Annotated in this window: 9 protein-coding genes; 6 read left to right on the plus strand and 3 right to left on the minus strand. The window is 66.9% G+C overall.

The window, feature by feature from the left end:
- The first annotated feature begins 40 nt into the window (after positions 1 to 40).
- Genes OG595_RS23940 through OG595_RS23955 form a run of 4 tightly spaced genes read left to right on the plus strand, consistent with a single transcriptional unit; the run spans position 41 to position 17710 of the window.
- Entirely contained in the window at positions 41 to 3133 is a 3093-nt protein-coding gene (locus OG595_RS23940; protein WP_241826749.1) for an SNF2-related protein, read from the plus strand.
- On the plus strand, positions 3130 to 8664 hold the full coding sequence (locus OG595_RS23945) for a hypothetical protein (protein WP_046704347.1): 5535 nt from the start codon (positions 3130 to 3132) through the stop codon (positions 8662 to 8664). The genes OG595_RS23940 and OG595_RS23945 overlap by 4 nt, the downstream gene beginning before the upstream one ends.
- Positions 8661 to 15407 (plus strand): DEAD/DEAH box helicase, encoded by a 6747-nt coding sequence (locus OG595_RS23950; protein ID WP_046704346.1) that lies wholly within the window; start codon positions 8661 to 8663, stop codon positions 15405 to 15407. Before OG595_RS23945 ends, OG595_RS23950 begins: the two co-directional genes overlap by 4 nt.
- Positions 15404 to 17710 (plus strand): UvrD-helicase domain-containing protein, encoded by a 2307-nt coding sequence (locus OG595_RS23955; RefSeq protein WP_046704345.1) that lies wholly within the window; start codon positions 15404 to 15406, stop codon positions 17708 to 17710. Before OG595_RS23950 ends, OG595_RS23955 begins: the two co-directional genes overlap by 4 nt.
- Positions 17711 to 17740: 30 nt before the next feature.
- Here the strand turns inward: OG595_RS23955 and OG595_RS23960 are convergent, their stop codons facing one another.
- The 3 genes from OG595_RS23960 to OG595_RS23970 form a co-directional block, all read right to left on the minus strand.
- Positions 17741 to 18802, minus strand: a complete 1062-nt coding sequence (locus tag OG595_RS23960) for a restriction endonuclease (RefSeq protein WP_046704344.1) — start codon at positions 18800 to 18802, stop codon at positions 17741 to 17743.
- Between the two features lie 271 nt (positions 18803 to 19073).
- Entirely contained in the window at positions 19074 to 20000 is a 927-nt protein-coding gene (locus OG595_RS23965; protein WP_046704343.1) for a DUF5655 domain-containing protein, read from the minus strand.
- A 307-nt stretch (positions 20001 to 20307) separates the two neighbouring features.
- A complete protein-coding gene (locus OG595_RS23970) occupies positions 20308 to 22272 on the minus strand; it encodes an ATP-binding protein (protein ID WP_046704342.1) in 1965 nt (654 codons plus the stop codon).
- Positions 22273 to 22521: 249 nt separating this feature from the next.
- Between OG595_RS23970 and OG595_RS23975 the strand changes: the two genes are divergently transcribed.
- Together OG595_RS23975 and OG595_RS23980 are read left to right on the plus strand one after the other, a co-directional pair.
- Positions 22522 to 23577, plus strand: coding sequence for a hypothetical protein (locus tag OG595_RS23975; RefSeq protein WP_159015036.1), 1056 nt, complete (start codon positions 22522 to 22524; stop codon positions 23575 to 23577).
- Complete coding sequence (locus OG595_RS23980; RefSeq protein ID WP_046704340.1) at positions 23574 to 24671, plus strand: hypothetical protein; 1098 nt, start codon at positions 23574 to 23576, stop codon at positions 24669 to 24671. Before OG595_RS23975 ends, OG595_RS23980 begins: the two co-directional genes overlap by 4 nt.
- The last annotated feature ends 87 nt before the right edge of the window (positions 24672 to 24758 follow it).

Below are 24758 nucleotides of genomic sequence, written 5' to 3' on the forward strand. Positions count from 1 at the left end.
CCTGGGCGCCGCTCGTATATCTCGTTAGGAAGCGAACGGCGTGGGACGCGCCGTGTGTGAGGAATCGGAGTGGACGTTGGGCGTCGAGGCGGAAGCCGTGGGCAGTCAGAGCGATGCGGTGAAGGATGCCCAGGAGCCCGCCGAAGCCCTACCGGAGGAGTGGTCTCCGGAGTCGGGCGGCTACGCGCCGGGTGCGCAGGTCTTGGTCCGTGACGACCTCTGGCTCGTGCGCAAGTGCACGCTCACGGAGCACGACGGGTGGATGGTCGAGGTCACCGGTATCTCCTCGTTCGTCCGTGGCATGGACGCCGCTTTCTACGACCGGCTGGATGCGGTTCAGGCGCTGGACCCGCGCGAGACCGAGCTGGTTCCGGACGACTCCCGGAACCACCGCCGGTCCAGACTCTTCCTTGAGGCGATCATGCGGAAGACGTTCTTGCCGCAGACCGAGCACGGACTGGCGCTGGCGGACAACTTCCTCATGGACCAGCAGGTTCACCAGCTGCGGCCGGCGGAGCTGGCACTGTCGATGAAGAACCCGCAACCGCGGATCCTGATCGCGGACGTGGTGGGTCTCGGCAAGACCCTGGAGATCGGGGTGCTGCTGGCGGAGCTGATCCGGCGCGGTCGCGGCGAGCGGATCCTGGTGGTGACGCCGCAGCATGTGCTGGAGCAGTTCCAGCGGGAGCTGTGGACCAGGTTCGGGATTCCGCTGGTGCGCCTGGACTCGACGGGCATCCAACGGGTGCAGCAGGACATTCCCGCGGGCCGTAACCCGTTCGCGTACTTCAAGCGCGTGATCATCTCCGTGGACACGCTGAAGAGCGATGTGTACGCGCACCACTTGGAGCACACCGACTGGGACGCCGTCGTCATTGACGAGTCCCACAACCTCGTCAACCGGGGTACGAAGAACAACGCGCTGGCCCGTCTGCTGGCGCGCAAGACCGACGCACTGGTCCTGGCCTCGGCCACCCCGCACAACGGCGACGCCGCCTCGTTCGCCGAGCTGGTCAGGATGCTGGACGAGGCGGCGATCGCCAACCCGTCCCAGTACGAGGTGGAGGACCTCAAACACCTTTACATCCGGCGTACGAAGACATCGGACGAGGTGCGGGAGTCGATCAAGGACGACGTCTGGGCTCGGCGCGGTCCGTCCAAGCCCATCCCCGTTGCGGCCACCGAGAAGGAACTCGCGGTCTTCAAGGAACTGGCTACGCGCTGGATTCCTGCCAGCACGTCGGAGCCGTCGGCCAGCAGGCATCAACTCGTTCCGTACCGGCTGCTGAAGTCGTTCCTGTCGTCGCACAAGGCCCTGCTGGCGACGATCAAGACCCGGATCGGAAACCTCGACAATCCGCCGCCTGACAAGCCCAAGAACGGCGCCAAGAAGTCCCGGCCCGAGGACCCGGCGGTACGCGAAGCGGCACGGAAGACCGAGCGGGCCGCGCTCGTCGACCTGCGGCACCTCGCCGAGCAGATCGAGGACCAGGACTCGGCGAAACTGGCAGCGCTGCTCGACGAACTGCGCGACATGGAAGTCGGACCGGGCTCCGATACACGAGTGGTGGTGTTCTCCGAGAGCATCCCCACGTTGAAGTGGCTTGCCGAGACCGTGCCGACCGCGCTCGGCTTCAACCACACCACCAGCCCGGATGAGAAGAAACCTTGGCTGGGATTCGGCGGAGCGGTGCAGGTCATGCACGGCGAGGCCAGCACCGATCAGGAACAGCAGGACATCGTCGAGAAGTTCGGGCTCCGCGACGATCCCGTACGCATCCTGTTCACGGGCGATGTCGCCTCCGAAGGCGTTAACCTGCACCAGCAGTGCCATCGCCTGGTCCACTACGACCTGCCGTGGTCCCTGATCCGCATCGAGCAGCGTAACGGTCGTATCGACCGTTACGGGCAGGAGCACCGACCCGAGTTCCGCGCGCTGATCCTCACGAGCGACATCCCGTGGCGCACGGACGAGACGACCGGGCAGCCGCGAACCCTGGACGATCGCCTGGTGGGTGAGAAACTCCTCCTGCGTGAGGCGGAGGCCCACAAGATCGAAGGGTCGGCCGAAGCGGTCACCGGCCTGTACCGGGCCAAGGACGAAGAGAACCGCCTCACCCAGGACCTGATCGCGGGCCGCACAGTCGAGGAGTCCATCAAACAGTCCCAACAGGGCGGGGCTGCCTTCCTCACCGGGCTCCTCGGCCAGGTGGGCGCCGTCCACGAACACCCCGAAGTCGCCCGAGCGGTGGTGCCCAAGCTCTTCCGGTCCACGGCCGACTACTTCGAGGAGGCGCTGCGGCAGGTCTGCCACCCCAATCCGGAGGATATGTTGTCGCTACGGCGCGACGACGACGGCACCATCGCCTTCGAGCCTCCGCGGGACCTGCTGTACCGGCTCAAAGCACTCCCCAAGTCGTACCTGGACGAGCAACAGATTCTGCCGCGCAAGACCGAGCCGGGACGGGTGCGCATCACCTTCTCCAAGAAGCTCGCAGGCGCGCGCCTGAAGGCGGCACGGGAGACGACCGCCTCCCAGTGGCCGAACGTCTCGTACGTCACCGACGTTCACCCTGTCCTGGACTGGCTCACGGACAAGGTGCTCGTCGAGATCGGCCGGCACAAGGCCCCAGTGCTTGCCGCCACCGTGGACAGTCCGACCTTCCTTGTGCAGGGCATCTACTCCAACGCGCTCGGCAAGCCCACCATCGTCGAGTGGATGGGTGTCTCCAACCTGCACGACAACCCGGTCGTGGACACGCTGACCGCGGATGTGCTGGAGCGCTATGGCGTCGGTCCGAACATGCCCGGCCGCGCCGAGCCCCGCGACATGCCCGGACTCAGCGCGCTCGTGCCCGATGCGATCGAGGCTGCACATCGTGAACTCGTCGCTCTCGAAGCCGAGTACCGCAAGCAGATCGAGGAGACCCTCGATCCTTACCGCAAGCGGGTAGCCGATTGGAAGCAGGAAGCACTCTTTGCCAGTGCGCGCCCGAACGAAGCAGAACTCGACCGGACAGCCGGGCGGCGGCTGAAACTGGTCAAGTCCCTGCAGACAGCGGGCGAACCGATGTTGCGCCTGCTCGCCGTCCTCGAACCAATCACCGCCGCTGAAGAAGGCACCGAACGATGAGTACTGACTTCGACTCCTTCACCAACCGCGGCGAGTACCTGTCCGCGCACTACTTCGCCGATCAACTCGGCGCCGACTTGAAGAAGGGCCTGTTCGCCACCTGGGCACTGCGCGAGGGTGACGAGAACGACCCGCGGAAGACGCCGCGTGAGTCGCTGCGCGCCCTGCGTACGCCCTACCTCAGCGAAGAGCTGCGCGGCTACTTCGTCAAGACCACCCAGGCCGACGCCGGCGACGAAATTCGCCTCGCCACGTACAACAACCCCGAGTGGACCAAGCGGCTCGCCGAGTGGCACCAGATGGTCCTGCGCGCCCTGGGGTACGACACCACACCGGTCGAACTCACCGTGCACCGCGCAGGACGCGATCACACCCTGCCCGTCGCTTACCACGGCCACGGCATCGTCGCTCTCGACTGCGGCTGGTCCCCCGACAATGACGCTGCCCTTGACACTGACGGCGCCGGACGCCTGCTCTGGCCTCTACGCGTCAGCGCCAGCGAGTCGTACGAGGCGGGCGCGGCTCTGGTCTCCTGGCTGTTCCAGAGCGAACTCGGCGAGGCAGGCGGCCCGCATCCACGATTCGTCCTGCTCATGTGCGGCGGCGTAATCCTGCTCGCCGACCGCCAGGCCTGGAGCGAGGGCCGCTACCTCGCGGCCAATCTCGACGCCGCTCTGGAGCGCAACGACCGCACCCAGCAGGGCGAACTCGCCACCATCGCTGCCCTGTTCAGCATGGAGACGCTCCGCCCCGGCGAGAACGACCAGAGCCGCGCGATCGACGGTCTACTCAAGTCTTCCAGTGACAGTGCGGCCGGTGTCTCCAGCGAACTCCGCTACGGCCTGCAGCGTTCCGTCGAGATCATCGCCAACGAAGTCCTGGCTCGGATGGCTGAGCCGAAGAACAACGTCACACCGGCCGACATCGCGAGTACCAAGATCCCCTTTGCCCGGGAACTCACCCGAGAATCCCTGCGCTATCTCTACCGCATCTTGTTCCTCCTCTACGCGGAGGCCCGCCCCGAACTCGGTATCCTCCCCGCCGATGACGGGACGTACGAGGCCGGCTACTCCATGGCCCGCCTGCGGGAACTGGTGGAGCGCGACGAGGAACTCGTCGAGGAGGAGGCCAAGAATGGCTTCCATCTTTTCCAGTCCCTCGACGTCCTGTTCAACAAGGTCAACTTCGGGCACCGCGCGTACGGCACCGAACCCGACGACGACCAGCCCGGCGACGATGAGGAGACCCGCAAGGCCAAGGCGGCCCGCCGCAGCGAAGACCGTGGCCTGCGCTTTGAGCCGCTGCGCAGCGAACTCTTCGAGCCCGCCGCTGTTCGCCTCATCGGGACCCGCGTCATCGACCCGCGCAGCGACGAGGACGATGACCCGCGCTGGCTCGACCTGCAGTTGCGTAACTCTGCTCTGCATGAGGTGCTGCGCCTGCTGACCATGAAGAAGGGCAAGCGCGGCGAACGCGGCGGCTTCATCTCTTATCGCAACCTTGGCATCAACCAACTCGGCGCCGTCTATGAGGGGTTGATGTCATATACCGGCATCATCGCAGAGGAACTACTGTGCGAGGTGGCCAAGGGGGGCGACCCGGAGAAGGGTTCCTGGCTCGTCCCTGCGGACAAACAGAGCGACTACCCGGAGAAGGCCCTCGTCCACTACAAGGATGAGGACGCTCGCAAGGGCCTGCGTGGCGTCAAGAAGTACGAGAAGGGCTCCTTCGTCTACCGGCTAGCCGGCCGCGACCGGGAGACCTCCGCCTCGTACTACACCCCCGAGTCACTGACCAAGGTTACGGTCGAACTCACCCTCAAGAACCGCCTCGACCAAGAGCGCGACGAGCACGGCAAAGTCATCAGGACGCGGGCGTCGGAGCTGCTCAAGTACAAGATTTGCGAGCCCGCGCTCGGCTCTGGCGCGTTCTTGAACGAGGCAATCAACCAGGTCGCCGACGAATACCTGCGCCGCCGCCAGGACGAACTCGGGACTGCTATCCCCACCGCTGACGCGGTCACCGAGAAGCAGAAGGCCAAGGCGTACGTCGCGTTGCACAACGCATACGGCGTCGATCTCAACGCTACCGGCGTCGAACTGGCCGAAGTGTCGCTGTGGCTGAACACCATGCACCCCGGCATGCGCGCCCCCTGGTTCGGCCTGCACCTGCGCCGAGGTAACTCGCTCGTCGGCGGGCGGCGTGCGGTCTACGCGGGCGACGACGTCTCCGGTACAGAGAAGGCGTGGCTGAAGGCGAAGGGCGCTATGGCGCCTGCTCCGCTCCCGTTCCTCAAAGGCGGCGAGCCACAACCGTTGCCTCAGGACGCGGTGCACCAATTCCTGCTGCCGAGCCCGGGCTGGGCTGCGGTCACGGGCTCGAAAGAGGCCAAAGAGCTTGCCAAGGACGGCGTCGAGCAACTCGCTTCCTGGAGGAGGGGACTCCTGAAGCGTCCCAAGCGCAGTACCGCCCATCTCAACAAAGACGGCAGCCATACCCGGCTCCCGGGCGGGAGGCTGAAGCCGGAAGCGACCTCGCAGTTCACGCGGCTGAGGGATGCTGCCCGCAGAGTGGAATTCCTCTGGTCGGCCGTCATCAAGCGCATGGAGCTCTCCGAGCAGGCGATCGCACGGCGCATCGACGTCTGGCAAGCCGATCCGAATGACCCCGAGTACGCCTTCCTCCGACGCCCTGAGCAGGCCGTACCGAAGGAGAGGGTCCTTGAAGACCTCTTCAACGCCATCGACACCCCGTACTGGCGGCTGAAGACGGTCATGGATGCGTGGTGTGCCCTGTGGTTCTGGCCCGCAGACAAGGCCGGACTGCTGGACGGTACGGACGGTGAATACACGCCACGGGAAGTGATCGACGGCGCCGACGTCCTCAGTGAACTCGGGGGAGTACCGCTGGTCGGTGGAGAGGCTACGGACGAGGCGTACGTCGAACCGCGCGCGTCGCAGAAGGTCCCCGCGGCGACGGCTCAGCCGCGCTTCGTCGAAGCTACGGCGACGGCGTTGTTCTCGCTGGGCGCTGAGCAGACATCCTTCGACGACCTCGCCGAGGCCGAGGAAGCGGAGCAGGCTGCCGAGCCCAAGGAGAACCGACCGAAGTCCAGGAAGAAGACCGCACCGAAGCCCAAGGTCGTAGTGCGACGGCAGATGATCCCGCTCAAGGACCTGGGTGACTGGCTGGACTTCCTGGAATCCATGCTAGGAACCGCCGACCTCCCTGAGGGCACACTCTTGGACAGTTTTGACTCCTTGGATGCTCTCAAGGAGTTCGAGGAGACCCTCCCGGGCTTCATGGGCATGGACACTGCCAACCCCGAAGATCGCTACCCGTGGCTGCGGGTAGTCAAGGACATCGCGCGGGAACAAGGCTTTCTGCACTGGGAGTTGGAGTTCGGGCTCGTCTTCGCGCGGGGCGGAGGATTCGACCTTCAGGTGGGTAATCCGCCGTGGGTACGGCCGGAGTGGAAGGAGAACTCCGTCCTTGCGGAGTACGAGCCGTGGTTCATGCTCACGGAGAAGCCTCCGGCGGCGGAGAAGAACCGGCGACGCTCAGCCGAGCTGGCCAAGCCCGAGGTGCATTCCTACGTTCTCGGCGAGTTGACCGCCACGGCCACCACGTCCGACTATCTGGCATCACCACAGGTGTATCCGCTAATCGCGGGAAGCCAGCCCGATCTCTATCGCGCGTTCATGTGCCAGACCTGGGACCACACCGCTGCGGGCGGCACCGTCGGACTCGTCCATCCGGACACCCACTTCAGCGGTGACAAGGAAGCGGGCCTCCGGGAGGCGGCATACCGGCGGCTGCGGGTACACGGAGACTTCGTGAACTCGGGCAACCGTTTCTTCCCACCTCCGGTGGGCCGGTCCAGCCACTTCGGGGTGCACATCTACGGTGAGCGCGGTGAGATCGACTTCGACCACCTGTCCTGGCTGTTCTCCGTCGACGCACTGCGACTCTCGAGCACGCACGACGGTAGTGGCGACGCGCCTGGTGTGAAGTACGCCGGCGACTGGGACGAACGCCCACATCAGCAGCGCGTCGTTCGGGTGACGCCCCATACCCTTGCACGGTGGCTGAAGCTGTCCGGTGAGCAGGATGTGCCCGTCGCGCAGGCGCGGCTGCTCACACCCGTGAGTACGGCGGAGGACCCGGCCGTTGACGCCTTGGCGGCGTACCCGCTGCGGCTGGGGGCACTCGACCCGCGTATCACTGGTGGGTTCCACGAGACGGGTGCCAAGAAGTCCGTGTATGGCCCCGGCAAGAACAAGCCGCTCATCGACTACAACAAGAACAGGGAAGGGCGCGAGGACTACCATGCCGACTCCTGGGACGAGGTCATCCTCAAGGGTCCGCAGCTGGGCGTCGCCAATCCACTCTTCAAGCAGCCGAGCCAGGGTGGCGGCGAAGTTCGGGGGCTGAACCACCTAGAGATCCCGTCGGACGCGGTGCCGGAGTCGGAGTACCAGCAGGTCGCGGATGACGCGACGTATGTGGGCGAGCAGGCCAAGTGGCTTGATCACGAACTGCTCGCTCGAATGCGCTTGGATGCCGTGGTGCACTTCTTGGCGCGATCGGAGATCGCGTTCTCCTGTGGCCGCTCCCCGAGCGAGGTGTCGGACGTGGAAGTGGACCGCCGACTGGTCGCGAAGGCAACTAGGCCGTACACCGAGTTCTACCGGCTGGCATGGCGCGAGCGGATCGCGGCCGATACGGAACGTGGTTTGTACGTTGCGTTGATTCCGCCAGGAGCCACGCACGTCCATTCAGTCCGTTCCGCTGCACTGGACGATGTTCGTAGCTCAACGCTGATGGCTGGCTACTGGGCCGCACTGCCCACGGACTACTTGCTCCAGACAACGGGTGTGGGGCACCTCGACGTAGCGCAGGCCCGTCGTCTCCCGGCGCTCGTCGCCGCGCACCCTCTAGCCCCTGCGCTGCTCCTCCGCACGCTTCGACTCAACTGCCTGACCACTGCTTATGCCAGCCTCTGGGAGGAGCTTTACGACTCCACCTGGAATACCGACGAGCCCTGGGCCCACAAATGGGCTGGCATGAAGACGGAGCTCCACGCCGTAACCCCTACTTGGCAGCGTGACACCCCCCTTCGCACTGAATACGCCCGTCGCGCCGCGCTGGTGGAGATCGACGCTCTGGTCGCTGTCTGGCTCGGCATTGACGCCGACACTTTGATCATCATGTATCGGGCCCGTTTCGACATCATGCAGGGCTTCGACCTGGTCACCTGGTTCGATGCCAACGAGCGCAAGATCGCTGGTGACCGCTACACCTACGGCCATGGCCAGGAGAAAGAGCACTTCACTCAGCTCCAGACGTACCTGGCCGACAAGGCCGATCCCAAGACCGCCCCCGTACCCGACGGCTACAGCGCCCCCTTCTACAAGGCGAACCGCGAGGCGGAGATGCGTGAAGCGCACGCCTACTTCCAGAAGCGGCTCGACGATGCGATCGCCAACGGCAAGTGGGACCCGATCAAGCAGGAGGTGCCGACGCCGTGAGGCCGACGCTTCAGGCGCGGGGGCTCAAGGAGAGCCTGCTGCAGTACCTGTCGACCACGTACGCCCTGACGGACGAGGGCGCGCGCGAGGCGCTGCACCGGTTCCTCGGGGACGAGACGTCGGGGATGTTCCGGGGGCCGTATCTGCGGATCCGGACCCCCTTCACCACTGACGGCGACGAGTGGCGCAAGCACCTGGAGTGGCAGCGCGAGGGGTTCACGCCGTACGCGCATCAGGCGGTCGCGTTTGCGCGGCTGACGTCCGCGAACGAGCACACGCCGCAGCCGACCCTCGTCACTACAGGTACGGGCTCCGGCAAGACGGAATCGTTCCTCTACCCGGTGCTGGATCACTGCCGTCGTGAGCGGGAAGCAGGAAAGACCGGCGTCAAAGCCGTGTTCCTGTACCCGATGAACGCGCTCGCGACCGACCAGGCGCAGCGCATCAACGAGCTGCTTACGCAGAACAGTGAGCTGGGCAAGCTCTGGGCTGGTTTGTACATCGGGGACCGGGCGGCGACGCGGTACGAGAAGGTGCGCACGCGGCGCTCGGACATGCAACTGGCGCCGCCGGACATCCTGATCACCAACTACAAGATGCTGGACCTGCTGCTGCAGCGCGAGGACGACGCCCCGCTGTGGCAGGAGGCGGACATCCGATACGTCGTGGTGGACGAGTTCCACACGTACGACGGCGCGCAGGGCACCGACGTGGCGATGCTGCTGCGACGGCTGGCGTCCGCGATCGGGGCGTCCGAGAAGGGGCGCCCGCTGGGGACCATCTGCCCTGTGGCGACGTCGGCAACGCTCGCGTCGGGGACGGATGACGACGGCGTGGCGCGACTGCTGGAGGTGGCGACCGACGTCTTCGGTACGGAGTTCACGGCGGAGTCGATCGTCGGGGAGAACCGGCTGTCGGTGGAGGAGTTCATCCCACTCACCGATGTGAAGATGCAGGGGCTGCCCACGCCGGATGAACTGCTCGCGCTGCCCGATCCCGCTACGGGCGAGGAGGCACTGCTCGACCTCATCGAGGCGGTGACCGGGGTTCGCGACCGGGATCCCTTCCTGCTCGGCGAGAACCTGAAACGTCACCTGTTCACCCGAGCGGTGATGCAGGCGCTGGACGGCGAGGTGAAGAGCGGCCCCGAGGTGCTGGATGTCATGTGGCGGGCGGGCGCGGCCGGTTGGGCGGAGGCGGTGGCCCGGCAGCCGGAGAAGGCGGCCGAGGCGCTGGCCCGGTTCGTGGCGCTCCTGTCGTACGCGCGCGACCCGAAGTCGTCGTCCGGGGAGCCGCGCCCGTTCGTCCATGTCGAGGTGCACCAGTGGGCCCGGTCGGTGTCCCGGCTGCTTCGCGGCGTGCTGCCGTGGCCGAAGGCGGAGTTCCGCTGGGACGTCGCCGGGATGGCGGACGCGAGTGCGACGGACAGCGGCCGTTCTGCGCCGGTGACCACGGCCACGTCTGGGCAGACCGCCAATCTGTTCCTGCCGGCCGTCTACTGCCGGGACTGCGGGCGGTCGGGCTGGGCGGTGTTCTCGCCGGAGAGCGACGACCACGACGTCCAGTTCGACACGTTCAAGATCCGGCGTGCCTCGCTCGGCCAGGACAAGGCCCGGGTACGGAACCTGGTCGCGGCGACCGAGCGGGAAGCCAAGGAAGGTTCCGGCGCGGCCCCGATGTCGAGCGCCGGCCGGGGTGCGGGCGGCGCCTCGGCGGGACAGGGCGCCGGCGGCACGCTGATGGTGATGGACGGCGCACGCAAGCGGCTGCGACTACCCGATCCCCTCAACGACTACGACAAGGACACCAAGGAGCCCCGGCTGACGGCCCGAGACTCGGCGTTCGTCCTGGTCCACTTCGGCGGCACGGTCGCGAACACCGCGGCCAAGGAGGACTGGTGCCCGGCGTGCGGCGAACGCAACGCGATCCGTTACCTGGGCACCGGGTCGGCGGCGATGGCCGCTGCGTCGATCACGCAGCTGTTCACGGGCGGGGAGCTCGTCAAGAAGCTGCACGAGGACAAGACGCTGATGTTCAACGACTCGGTGCAGGACGCCGCGCACCGGGCCGGATTCGTCGCCAACCGCTCGTACACCTTCTCGCTGCGCGCCTTGCTGACAGGGCACCTGCGCCACGACGAGCCGACGGCCCTCAACGACCTCATCGCGAACGTGGTCGAGGCCACCACGGATGAGGAAACCCTCGCCGCGGTGGTGCCGCCGGATCTGCACGTCTACAAGGGAGTTGACCGGCTGCTGTCCGGACAGGGACGCGGCGGCAGCATGCCCACGTGGCGGCTCATCGGACAGCGCCTCGCCTTCGAGGCCCTGATGGAATTCGGGTTCCGCTCCCGCAACGGCCGCACCCTGGAGCTGACCCGCACCGCCGCCGCGCAGGTGCGCATCGACGATCCGGAAGCCGTGGTGGCGCTGGTCCGGCGGATCCACGAGGAGTGCGTACGCGACGGGGTGCCGCTGATCGCGCAGGACGACGCGCGGTATCTGGCCTTCGTACGAATCTTCCTGGAGCGGCTCCGCACCCGGGGCGCGGTCGCCCACAAGTGGCTCGACAAGTACGTGGACGAGGCGGGCACCAGCCGGTACTTCATCTGGGGCAAGCGGGCACCGGGCATGCGGGCTTTCCCGGCGCGGGTCGCAGCCCCGGTGTTCTTGCTCAGCCAGCCCAAGAACGGCAGCGAGTTCGACTCCGCTACCGGTCGGCTCTCCTGGTACGAGCGCTGGGCCGGGCGCTGCCTGGAGCTGCCGCGCGAGATGGCGCCGGAGTTCTGGTCCCGGCTGCTGCCTGAACTGGCCGCGCTGGGGCTGCTGTCGGTGCGGACCCCCCGCGACACCTCGCTCAACGTCTACGGGCTCAAGCCCGGCAACATCGAGGCGCAGCTGCTGGACGACGAGCAGGTGAGGCACGCGTACGTACGCTGCCCGGTCTGCTTCTGGGAGCAGACGGTCCACCCGTCCCTGCTGGACCAGTGGCACCAGCAGCCCTGCCCCTCCTACCGCTGCCGCAGAGGCCGTCTGGTGGCCGGCGACCGGCCTGAGGGGCTGGGGGTGCACCACCGCGATCGCGATTACACCCATGACTACTACCGGCGCCTGTACCGCGGCGCGGGCACCTATCAGGTGGTCACCGCCGAGCACACAGGCATGCTCACCCGCCCGCAGCGTGAAGAGGTGGAGAAGGCCTTCAAACGGCGCGAGGGCTTCAAGGACCCCAACGTGCTGTCCTGCACCCCGACGCTGGAGATGGGCATCGACATCGGCGACCTGTCGGCGGTGGTGCTGGCCGCGCTGCCGCGTCGGCCCGCCTCCTACGCCCAGCAGGTGGGGCGGGCCGGGCGCCGTACCGGCAATGCGTTCTTGCTGACGATCCCGGACCGCAGACGCCGTGACCTGTACTTCCTGGAGCGCCCCAAAGACCTGATCGCCGGCACCATCGTGCCGCCGGGCTGCTACCTGTCGGCCATCGAGATCCTGCGCCGCCAGTACCTGGCCCACCTGCTGGACCTCACCGCCGCCGGACGGCTGGTGCGCGCGGACGGCATCGTGCTGCGCGCCCTGCCGCACAAGGCCCCCCGTCTGTTCGGGCCGTCGGGCTACCTGGCCGACCTCGTCGATATGGCCCTTGCTCAGGGCGAGGAACTCGCCGACGGGTTCCTGGAATTGTTCCCTACCGGGGTCAGCGACCAGGCCAAGGCCGATCTCCGGGCGTACGCCACACACGGGCTGCGCGCCGCTGTGGAGGAGGCCGAGCGGGAGTGGTTCCGAAGCCAGCAGGCGCTGCGGGCTCGGCTGAAGGAGATCGACGAAGCCCACGACGAATTGCACGACACTGATCCGGACCAGGCGCGGCAGAAGGCCGAGCTGGACGCCGAACGGCGCGGCGTCGGGCGGCATCTGATGAACCTGGGCGAGACCACGGCGCAGACCGCGCTGTGCGACCTGGGACTGCTGCCCAACTACGCGCTGATGGATTCCACAACTGTCCTGTCGGCGACCCTGTACGGGGAAGAAGGAGTGGACGCCAAGACAGGAAAGGTGAAGTACAGCTCCGACACCTACGCCTACGAGCGGCCCAGGCGTATCGCGCTGGAAGAGCTGGCCCCCGGCAACACCTTCTACGTCAACGGCTACAAGCACCAGATCAGTGGTCTGGAGATCGCCACTGGCGGCCGGCAGGAATGGCGCACCTGGCGGGTGTGCCCCGGCTGCGGCTACGTACGCACCGAGGACGCGGCCGAGGACCGCTCGCCGTGCCCGCGCTGCAAGACCGCCCACATCGCGGACGACGGCTCGTGCCTGTTCCAGATCGTCGAGCCGGCCACCGTCACCTCGCGCGACAAACGGGAAGATGCCCACATCCGCGACGACAAGGACGACCGCGACCGCCGCTCCTACAAGGTCGTGGACGCCGTGGACATCCCGGTCGAGGACATCGAACCCGGCTCGTGGCGGCATGCATCCCAGACGTTCGGCGTCGACTACTGCCGCAGCGCCATGATCCGGCGGATCAACGTCGGACCGGTCCGCTATGACGCCCCGACCCGCGACGACTTCGCCGGACAACGCGTACGGCTCAACCCGTTCCACGTGTGCACGGCGTGTGGGGCGGCCAGCGCGGACGGACAGCCCGTCTTCGACCACGACACCGACGCCCTGGACTCCCTTGCCGCCCGCAGCGGGCGCCTCAAGCACCACCGCCCGTGGTGCCCGCTGCGCCGCGGAAAGAAGACCGACGCCCGCGAGGAACCGGTGCTGCTCGCCCACCGGTTGCAGACCGAGGCGCTGCGGGTGCTGATCCCGGCCGCCACCGCGGACGTCGACTCCAAGGTGCATTCCTTCAGGGCCGCGTTGCGGCTCGGCGTGGACCTGCACTTCGGCGGTGACCCGCAGCACCTGGCCACTACCGTGGCGTCGATGCCGGACAACGAGAGCGGGGAGCGCCGCTGGTTCCTGGTGCTCTTCGACTCCTTGCCCGGCGGCACCGGCTACTTGGACCGGCTCACCGACCCCACCGCCTTCCGCGACACGCTCATCAAGGCGTACGAGATGCTGAAGGACTGCCCGTGCGCAGAGGAGCAGCGCAGGGCCTGCCACCGCTGCCTGCACCGCTATACGCCGGAGCCCCTCCAGGACATCGTCTCGCGCCAAGCCGCGCTGACCATGCTGGAGTCCCTGCTGTTCACGAACGACGGCGAGGACGGGTGGGAGACCACCGAGGTCGAACACACCGGGCTGGTCGGCCTGGATGCCCAGGTGGAATCCGACCTGGAGGCTCGTTTCCTGGCCGCGCTGAGGGACTGGGTGAAGGTCACCGGCGATGCCTCCTTGGACGAGGACGGTCACGCCAGCGGGCATCTGCGCTTCACCGACGGCCCTGGAGTGATGCACTGGCGGCTGACCGCGCAGCAGCAACTCCGAGGCACCGTCACCGATTTCACCTTCACCCGCATTGACGGCCCGGCCCAGAGCGTCAAGGTCTACCTCGAAGGCTTCCGCTTCCACGCCAGCCGTGAACACAACCAGATCGCCACCGACGCGGCGAAGCGCACCCTCCTGCGCGCCGAAGGGGAGACCGTTTTCCAGATCACCTGGGCGGACATCGATCTCTTCGAGAAGCGCCCCACTCGTACGCAGCCCGTATGGCCGCCCTACCGGGGCACGGCTCAGGAAGGGGCCAAGAGTGCGTACGAGCAGTACGGCGGACAGCGCGCCCACTTCGCCAACGCCGTCTTCGCCAACCCCATCGACACCTTGATCGCCTATCTGCGGGACCCGGATGCCGACCGTTGGGCCCGCCAGGCCCGCGCCCTGGTCACCGGGCTGACGGCCCAGCCGGGCACGGTCCCGGTCGCGGCGACCGGTCGCCGCAGCGAACTGGTTGCAGCCCTGCGCGGCGAGCTGGCCACTTTCTCCGCCGCCGAGCGCCACGACAAGCCGGTCGTGCCGGATGCCGCAGGTATCGGCCCCGTCCACGTCTTCCGCACGCAGGATGAGAGCGGGCTGCCGATCATCTTCGCCCTGGATGCGGCCGATCCCGAGGCTCTGAAGTGGACCGCGCTCGCCGTGCTTGATGATTCCGCGGCTGTGTTGGACACGGACGAGCACAAGGAGCGCTGGCGGTCCTGGTTGTACTGGACCAACCTCACCCAGTTCCTGTCCCTGGCCGGCGGTGATGGTGTCCAGCTCGCCACCAGCAAGGCGGCCGACTTCGAGGTTGAGGTCCTCGCGGTCTGCGGCGGGCTCGGTGAACTCGACTCACTCATTGGCGCCCCCTCACCCGCCGTACCCAAGGCGAACGCGGTCGTGGTCAAGCCCGTCGACCCCGACCCCGACCAAGACTCGGCCGCCGAAGCCGCCGTTGCCCAGGTCCTCCGCGACGCCGTCTGGGACGAGGACATCCTGGAGATCCTGCGCGAAGACCCCGACGAGTGGCCCGACCTGCTCCGCCTCGCCGGGATTCTCGCCGACCGAGGCAAGAAGGCACCTGTCTTCGGCTACGAACTGGGCAACAGCAGCCGCTGGCCAGCTGACTTCGCCTGGCACACCAACGGCATCAAGATCGCCGTAGTCTCCGCCCACCAGGGCGAGGACGACGACGAGGCGCAGCGACGCGACGCCGCGTACGCCGAGGACGGCTGGACAGCACGCACCGCCGCCGAATGGCTCGCCCGCCTCGACGAACTGCTCGACCAGCTCCCCGACACGGAAGAAGGCACTCCCCGATGACGGCCCGGCTCAGCCTGTACCGCAAAGCCGAACAGGAGCTGTACAAGCTCGACCGCTCGGTCAAGGCCCAGTTCTACGACTTCTGCCACGACTTCCGGAACAAGCCCGACCTGCCGGGACTGAGGAAGAAGAAACTCAAGGGCGACTCCCGTATCCACTCGGCCCGTGTCTCCCAGGACTACCGGGCCCTGCTCACGCAGACCGGAGTCGACGCGGACGGCACCGAGAGCTGGCTGGTCATCGCCGTCCGTCACCGCAAGGACGTCTACGAAGAGCTTCAGGTCGCCGTCAACCGCGTCACCGGCGAGATCGAGTTCGTCGACCTCGCCGTCGTCGGCGACAGCGCCCTCCGCCGGGCCGGCATCACCCTCACCCCGTCTGAGCCGGAGGCACAGGCCCCCAAGCCCGCTCCCAAACCGGAGCCCGAGCCGACGGTGCCACCGCTGTTGGCCGAGTACGACGCCGAGCAACTGCGCGAACTCGGCGTCGCCGAGCAGCTGATCGAGCTGGCACTCACGGTGACCATCAGCGCCGAACTCGACCAGCTCGTCGAGGGCGCCCCGCTGCTGTCGAAGGACATCCTGTACGGCCTCGCCGCCGGAATGGGCATCGACGACGTTCGCAAGGAGATCACCGGGCCGGTCGAACTCGACCAGCGTCCCGATCCCGACGACTTCGCCACCGCCCTCTCCCGCACCAAGGTCACCACGGTCGACGACGCCGTTCGCGTCGTCATTGAAGAGGGCGACTTCCGTGCGTGGAAGGTCTTCCTCCACCCCACCCAGGAACGCATCGTCCACCGCCACTACACCGGCCCCGCCCGTGTATCCGGCGGCCCCGGCACCGGCAAGACCATCGTTGCCCTGCACCGCGTCAAGCACCTCGCCGAACAACTGCCCCCCGGCCACAACAAGCCGATCCTGCTGACCACGTTCACCAAGAACCTCACCACTGATCTGCGGCTGCGTCTCGCCTCCCTCATCGAACCCGACCTCCTTGCCCGCATCGACATCGCCCACATCGACCAGCTCGCCGCGCGTGTCCTAGGCGAGAACACCGCCCCTGGACGCGGCAAGCAGCGGGTCTACGATCATGTGGCCCTGAACGAGATGCGCCAGCTCCTGGCCGAACTCGACGACCGACGCTTCGAGCCGGAGTTCCTCCTGGAGGAGTGGGAACAGGTCATCCTCGGCCAGTCCGTCCCCACCCGCTCCGACTACTTCAAGGCACGCCGCGCCGGCCGAGGGCGCGCGCTGACCCGCCCCGAGCGCAACCACATCTGGAAGCTCATCGAGCAGTTCACCGCCCGCCTCGACAAGCTCGGCGTCGAAACCTGGGGCCAGGCCGCCGAGCGCGCCGCCCGCTTCGAGATCGAGCGCGCCGCGAAGATCAGAAAACGCCGCGAGTACAAGGAAGAGATCGGCGGCAAGGACCTCATCCACCGCGACGCCAGCTCCGGCATGCGCTACATCGGCTACCGCTACCGGCACATCGTGGTTGACGAGGCACAGGACCTGCGCCCCGCGCATTGGAAGATGCTGCGGGCCATGGCCGACCCCGAACAGCCCAACGACATGTTCGTCGCGGGTGACACCCATCAGCGCATCTACGATCACCAGGTCGCTCTCGGGGCCCTCGGCATCAACATCCGCGGCCGAGCCTCACGGCTGACCCTCAGTTACCGCACCACGAAGGAGATCCTCGCCGAGGCCCTCCGCGTCGTCGAGCCCAAGAGGAAGAACGAGAAGGTCACGTACGACGACCTCGACGACGGCACCGACACGCTCGCCGGTTATCGTTCCGTTCTCCACGGCCCCAAGCCGGCCTTCAGCCGGTACAACACCTGGGACGACGAACTCGCCGGACTCGCCACCACCCTGAGCACCTGGCGCGAAGATCTGTCCACCGACGACAAGGGCGCCCCCCTCGACCCCAGCGGCCGGATCGCCGTGTGTGTCGCCGACCGCGACATGGTCAGCCAGACCATGTACTACCTGGCCACCAAGGCGGGCATCACCTGTGCCGAACTCACCAAGGACGGTCCCAAGGGCGACGGCGAAGTCCACGTCGGCACCATGCACCGCTTCAAGGGACTCGAATACCAGCGCCTTGCCATCGTCGGCGCGAGCGACGGCATCATCCCGCGCACCAGCGTCGTCGAGCGCTACCGCGCCGAAGACCCGCCCCGCTACGAACGCGAGCAGCGCAAGGCTCGCTCCTTGCTATTCGTCGCCACGACCCGGGCACGCGATGCCCTGAACATCAGCTGGCACGGCAAGCCCAGCCCGTACCTGCCGATCTGACGCGACGTACGGCACACCCGGGCCGAATGCCTACGTGGCCCCGGCCCGGGACAGGGAACTCGCCTCATAGCGCAGCTGGTAGGCGCGTACGCCGGTGCCGTTCATGCGGTAGAGCGTGATCGCCGACAGGAACTGCTCCTTGACCTCCGCGGTGCGACGGCGCTCCTTCTCTCCGATGCCGCTGATCCACTCCTCGATGTGCTCCGGGAGCTTGAAGGTCAACTCATAGGCGCCGACCGCGTCCGCGGGTGACAACGTCCACTCCGCCGCGGCCCCCATGCCCCGCCGCCTGATCCGCACCGTATGGTCGGGCTTCGCCTCCGCGTACTTCAGGAACCCTCGGTGATCATTGGCGGCGAGCGGCAGGATGAATGGCGCGGCAGGGAAACCGAGCAGCAGCTCCGCGTCACTGTGTTGCCGCAGCACAGTGGCGAACTGCTCAATCACGGTGCCGGCGGCCTGCTTGAACTTCCCATCGGGGATCGAGACCGATGGCAGCAGGTCCAGCGGGGACGTCGCCAGCGCCTTTCTCAGCTCCGCGCGCATCCAGTTCAGTGGAAAGGGGGCCGACTTCGGCAGATGCTGCTGTGCCGCGCACAGACTCGTCGCCGTAGCTCCGATGTGGCCGAGCAACCAGGCGAAGGAAGCACCCGACAGGTCCACGAGAGAGATCTGGTGGGCGAGCGCGTACTTCTGGGCGTCGGGGGTGAATCCGCTCGCCGAGAACAAGGCGTACGAGTACTTGTACCGCTGCCGGGGCCGCGTCCCGGCGCCTGTCATGAAGTTCTCGTTCACGTCGTGCATGACACCGTGGGCGTTCCGCACGACCTCCAGCTCGCAGCGTGTCTGGTAGTACTTGGCTTCCAGGAACAGCCGCACCGGCATGGAGAACGCCGGGGTGAAGGCGAACTCCCCGAGAACGTCGACCTGGTGGAGCGCGCCCCGCCCTCGAACCCGGAGAGTCTGGCCCTCCGTCACCAACTCGACCGGGTCCTGATCTTCGTGAACGAGAAGCCGATAGCCGCTGAAGCGCAGCAGCCAGGCCAGTGACTCTTCCAGTAAGTAGCCCCGCAACGACGAGTCCTTGAGCACCCTTGCGCTCCCTTCCTCTGAGCCGATCATGCACAGACAAACGTGATGATCTCATTCGGCCGGTGGGAAGAGACGGTCACGTTATGGGGACGAGTACTGGACTGCACCAGTTGAGTGAAGGCTCCAAGCGGAGCTGACCCAGGGCGACTTCGCCCTGACCGGGCCGGAGGCATGAGCATGAGAACGACCCGGCCGGTGCCGACGGACCGCAGACGCCAAAGGGCGGCTGGTACATCGAGAAACCGATGTACCAGCCGCCCTTCCTCTTGCGTCAGGCCGCCTCGAACGCTCGCCGGATCAGCGGTCCCGCCTTCTCCAGGTCGGCAGCAGAGGCGATCCGCACCTCCAGGTCACCCGTGCCGAGGTGGCCGATGCCGCGCATGTCGCGGGAGAAACCCTCCTCCAACTCGACCGTGTCCGGGTCGACTCTGAGATAGACGAGGATCACCTCGTGCTTCGGGCGGAAGATCACCGAGGCGAGGTTCACCATCCGCCGGTAGGCGATGTAGTGCAGCAGCGGAGCCACCTCGACCTCGCCCCACGCGGTCAGGGCCTCGTCCAGCTCGCCGTACAGGTCCCGCAGACAAGCGGGAGCCGCGCCGGGGGTCGCCTGGACCGACGGCTTCCCGGCACCGGCCGCCACCTCCCGCTCCCGACGCTGCCGCCGAGCCGGAGCCGGGCTCGCAGACCCAGGGGCAGACTCGATCAGCAGCAGGCTCAGCAGCCCGCCGTCGAAGACGCGGTAGCGCACCAGGTCGATCCGCTCGCGGAGACGGTGCACCGCGACCCGGTCGTGGTGGGAGAAGCTGGCCGCGATACAGACCATCCGCGGGTTGCGCCAGTCGATCGCCTCGGCCGCCTCGGCACCCAGCTTCTCCTTGACCAGGGCCTCGAACTCGTGACGTGCCGAGTCCAGCCACGACAGGTAGGAGACGGCCTGCGACATGACCCCGCTATCTGCACCTTTCTTGTACTCGATCAGCACCGCGGTGTTGTTCTCGTCGAGCCCGAGCGTGTCGATCCGGCCCCGGTGCCAGGGCCCGGTCGGGTACTCCGACGCCAGGAAGCGGATGCCGAGCATCGCCTCCATCCCCGCCTCGATCCGACGCTGAAGCTCCACCTCCAGCGCCACCGTCGAACCCCGCAGCTCGACGTCCTGGCCATCGGCATCCAGCCGGAACAGCTTCAGGTCGGTCACCAACGTCCCCCTCCTGCGATCACTACAGGAGGATCAATCGATACCGGTACCGCACTATTCCGGCCGGAAGAACGTTGGAGACCGTATCGACCCAAGGATGACGGAGCGGTCGGGCGGCACGCACCGTTCAGGGGACGGCTCGCCGGTGTCAGTGTTGGTCCATCCGGTGTAGGGCCAGGGCTGATGTGTCCTCAGCTGGCGGGATAGGCCGGTTCATCGGCTCTGGGGCCTGATAGGCCGTTTGTCGGAGTGGAAGCTCGTGGCACCTCAGGAATGAACTGTCCTGCGCCAAGATCGACGGGCGGTCTCAGGCGGGCGGCAGCAGGGGCACGATGTCGGCGTCGGCATGCATACGTTCGGCGTAGTCGATGACGTCAGCGTTGCTGGATGCGTAGTCCAGGCGCGACTGCTGAGCTCGCAGCCGTGCCTCGCATTGGTCAATGACCTTTCCCCAGCGGATGACCCAAATCCCGACCCGGCCGTCGTCGACTAGGCAGTCCTCGGGCAAACTGTTGCCAGCCACCTGCCATTCGACATCCGGGTGGATGTCGTTGCCAACGAGCCAGAAGTCCCAGCGGGTGCTCTTGTCGTGCTTGTAGCGCTCATCCATGATGACCGCGCGTGCGTAACTGGTGACCTGCTGGACCTCTGTAGGTCCGAGGACGACGTTGGGGCGCTTGAGCTCGACCACGAGATGACGGTTGGAAGAGCCGTCTCCGCCGACGCAAGACAGCATCAGGTCCAGACGGCCGCTCTGTCCGTTGCTGCGTACGGCCGGCGTGCGGCGCGAGCGCGGCACCCGGGAACCGTCCAGGAGATGCCGATGCCGCTCCAGGGCTTCGGTGAGACCGACCTCCGAAACGGCGGAGGTGTACTCGTCGCCGAAAATCCAGAGCTGCTTCTCCAGCATCCGGTGGAGCTGGTCCTTCTCGCGCAGCGCTGCGCGAGAGACGTACTCGAACAGGAGCTTGCGGATGGTGGCGAGAGTGTCGATCCGGTCGACGAGGAGGGCGTTCGCCGCGATGAGGTTCGACAGACCGGCGCGGTTCACCAACGACTCCAAGCGGTCCTTCTGCTCAGTAGTCAGGGCGAACAACTCGTCCATGACCCGGGGCATCGCGGCCGGCTGGCGGCGCAGTGCCTCGCGCAGCAACACCAGCTGGGTGTGGCGTGACTTCTTGGAAGCTTGGTTGATATGCCGACTGACCAGAACGGCGACCTCGTTGAAGACCTGGCGCTCCGCGGCTTCCGTTGCCGTGCCCGGTTCACCGCTGTAAGGGTAGGTCTGCTCGTCGATCCACTTTTGCACCTGCTCCAGGGCCCGCTCGTGCTCGCGCTTCTTGAAATGCCTGCGCATCTGGTCGCGAGCAGCGGCGACGACCAGGCCCAGCGGTGAGTCGGGGTGCTCCCATTCTCCCTCCATGGTGTCCAGTTCGGAGACCATGGCGGCACCGGTCCACAGGATGTAGGCGGTGAAGTGGAAGTCCGGCGCCTGGACGGCGGTGTTCAGCGTCGCGCGGTGGACTCCCTCGGCGTCACAGACCAGTAGCTCGCGGCGGGCTGGCTTGGTCTTCCACTCCACGACGCGCAGAACTGGACCCGCGCTCGCATCCGCCTCCTGGCGCAAGCCCGGGACGGACAGGGGATAGGCGGCCTCAAGCTCAATGGCCTCCTTCGGGTTTAGCGCGACGTCCTGCCAGGTGATGGCGACACGCGGATACTTTTCAAGGTACATCGCGAATTGGTTGGTCAGGGCTGAGCGCACCGCCGCGGTGTCGGTCAGACGCGTCTTGCGGGGAGCCTCGCCGATGATCCGTACCACGGTGCACAGATCGTCGCTGGTCTTGCCACCGTCGGTGGTCTCGAAAGCGCTTAGCTCGCTGAAGGCGACCGAGGTCCGGTGCCGGTCGACCGTCCCGTCAGCGACGGTCTCCCATACCGCCTGAGAGCCCAGCGCCAGGACCCGGAAACGGCCGTAGCCGCGCCGGCCGTGAAGTTGCCGGCCGCCCTGGGTGCCGAGGGCGTTGCGCTTCCACGAGCCTCCCATCCCCGAGAACGCGGAGGGCACAGCTTCGCTGGGGATGCCGTGGCCGTTGTCCCGTACCTCCACCGCACGCACGCCGCCGAACTCATCGCCCTCGACCGAGACGGCGACCGTCGTAGCATCGGCATCCAAGCCATTCCAGATGAGCTCGGCTACTGCACCGACCGGGTCGGAGCGTCGTGCGACGTGCTCGATGAAGTCGGGCTTCACCTCGATCGGAATCCGCATCCCCGCAGCTTCCCACGCACAGACACGAGTTGGTCAGCGTCATGCACGTCATGGCGCGCGAACCTTCCACTGCGGCTGCTCAGTCCAACACTGCTGCCGGGTGCTGGACGAAGCGTCACAGCATGCGGCGCGGGCGAGAGCTGCGACCTCAGGTGGCCCTTGGGTGTCACACGTCACACTTCTTTTCTGCTGTTTGGGGCTGCTCCCACCGCTAGAAGGTGAAGGGAAATTCAGCAGGGAGGTAACTCGGTGGAGTCCGGTTTCGATGAGGGGCGACTTCTGAGGCGTTGGGCGGTGACGCGCCGGTTGCGGACGCGCCCGGCGGTAGTGGTGGAGGCCTGTGGAGCCTGCGGTGTCACTGCGCCTCTGGAAGTCCACAACCCCGAATCGGCGCATATCATGGCTTCGCTGCCGGTGGGGGGCTCTGCGGCCCATGTGGAATACACCGACAGACTCCTCGTACTGTGTGCCAACTGCCATGTCCTCATGCACTCCCTGGTGCGTGTCGAGGAAGTGGGCGAGGAAGCCCTGGCCTCGAACGACCAAGCGCTTGAAACGCTGTCGGGCCAGACACACGAGCGTCTCGGCCAACAGGTGTTCAGCCCGGTCTGTGTGGCAGGGGTGGAGGCACTTCGGCGCTGGTTCAGCGGTGACCAGGAAGCCGTCGTGGAGTTCGGTGCTGTCTGGCTCGGGCTGGGTGCGCAGTACAAGGAGGCAGTCGAGACGGCCCTGATGGGCGATTGGCTGGTCGACGTCGATGTCACGGACACCGATGCGGTGGTCTCTTCGCTGAAGCGGGAGGTCTCACGAGCACGAGATGCTCTGAAGCCCTTGTGGGACCGCATGGTCGGTGGCCAGTCCGTTCGTATGCTCGGGGCGGAATGTCTCCGTGGTGACCGTGGAGCGATGGCCGACTCGCTCGTCGAGGATCGTGCTCTCCCGCCGGATCTGCAGGTGATCCATCGCCTGCTTCCCGTGGGCCACGATCCGTGTGCCGCGGAGCTCCTTGAGACGCTGAAGCCCGGGGATCGGAGTGTTGCTCTGATGTACGCCCAGGGCGTCGGCACGTGGGCGGAGGTGGGCGCACTCGTCGGGGCGGGTTCTTCCGGCGGGTTGGGGGAGCGAGTGCGCCGCATGCTGAAGTCCAGGGGAGACGAACACGTCCGACGGGCACGCGAAGTCCTTCGGACGTCGGGCACGTGCCAGTGCAGGCACGCGGGATCCGATGCCGATGACTCGGGTTGGAACGTTGGCTGGCGGGGCGAAGGCACCGGTGCCGGCCGCGCAAGGGGGAGGGGCGTATGAGCGAGGTAGAGGTGGCAAGGGGCCAACTCGCGGATGATGCAGCACTGTTGATGGGCTGCGCGATCTACTGCGTGTTCCTCGCGCCGTTCATCGTGCGGCTGGTCTGCCCGATCGGTCTTCGCTGCGCGTCGTGGGTCCGCGATCGAAGGGACGGCAGCCGAGGGGGCGGAGGCGTCGTTGCCGCCTGGGGGGCGCTGCGCAGATTGGACGAGGCCGTGGAGGCGTTCCAGCTTCCCTTTACCTGCAGACAGACGGTCAGGGACCGATTGCTGGAAGGGTGGGTGATGGCCGGTACCACGGTGGTCTTCGTCGGTGTGCCTATGCTGGTTCCCTTTGCGAGGGCGACCCACGATGTTCAGGCGCTGACGGCCTCGGAGCAAGGCGGGGCCGATGGGGCTCTGGCTGTCGCCTTCGTCGTGTTGGTCTTCTTCCTCGGAGCAGTTGGGGGCGCCGCGCGGTTCTTTTCTCCGCGCCTTGAAATCCCTGCGGTTCGGTCGGCATGCAATGCGTTGATCACCGCCCATGGGGTGCACCGTGGCCGGGCGACCTCGAAACAACTGGACGCTGCGGTCAGCGGTCTGAGCCGGATCCTGGTCCATCGGGCGCAGAAGGACGAACGTCGCTGGCTGCGCGCCGAGATGACGGTGCACGCGAGACGGGTGCGGGAGACGCTGCGCGCAGGCAGCCGGGAACTACTCACCGACGGCACGCCGGCGGCAGCCGCGTTGGCCAGGGAGCTCGGCAAGATTCTGCATGGCCTCTCCGCCACGACGTACGAAATGCTGCTCGACGAAGAGGACCTCGTGCCCCGTTCTGAGCGAGCCGAGCCGCCCAGAAGGCAGGCTGCTCTGCTCATGGGGACGGGAATCGTGGCAGCGGTGGGGCTCGCCTGGGCACTGTCGGTCCTGGGGCTACCCGAAGAAGTGACCGTGGTTGTTGCCCTGCTGGCTCTCGCCGCACCAGCACACCTCTGGGGTAGCCCAGGGTCGGCCCGAGTCCGTGACCTGCTGCGGCTGGTTCTGGGAGACCCAGGACAAACGCCTGCGGATCCTCCGCCGCCGTCGCAGTCGACTGCACGGGACACCCAGAGCTGAAGGGCCAGGGACTCGGATCAGTGAGCGCCCGGGAGCGGTAGACGAAGCGTCGCAGCGATGGCTTCCGTCTCCCGCTTGGGCTTCGCG

This window comes from Streptomyces sp. NBC_01451 (genome assembly GCF_036227485.1).
Lineage (GTDB): Bacteria > Actinomycetota > Actinomycetes > Streptomycetales > Streptomycetaceae > Streptomyces.

Bases quoted from the DNA above. Each gene is read 5' to 3' on its own strand.
- OG595_RS23945 (WP_046704347.1), top strand. From the start codon at position 3,130: ATGAGTACTGACTTCGACTCCTTCACCAACCGCGGCGAGTACCTGTCC.
- OG595_RS23955 (WP_046704345.1), top strand. From the start codon at position 15,404: ATGACGGCCCGGCTCAGCCTGTACCGCAAAGCCGAACAGGAGCTGTAC.
- OG595_RS23970 (WP_046704342.1), bottom strand. From the start codon at position 22,272: ATGCGGATTCCGATCGAGGTGAAGCCCGACTTCATCGAGCACGTCGCA.
- OG595_RS23980 (WP_046704340.1), top strand. From the start codon at position 23,574: ATGAGCGAGGTAGAGGTGGCAAGGGGCCAACTCGCGGATGATGCAGCA.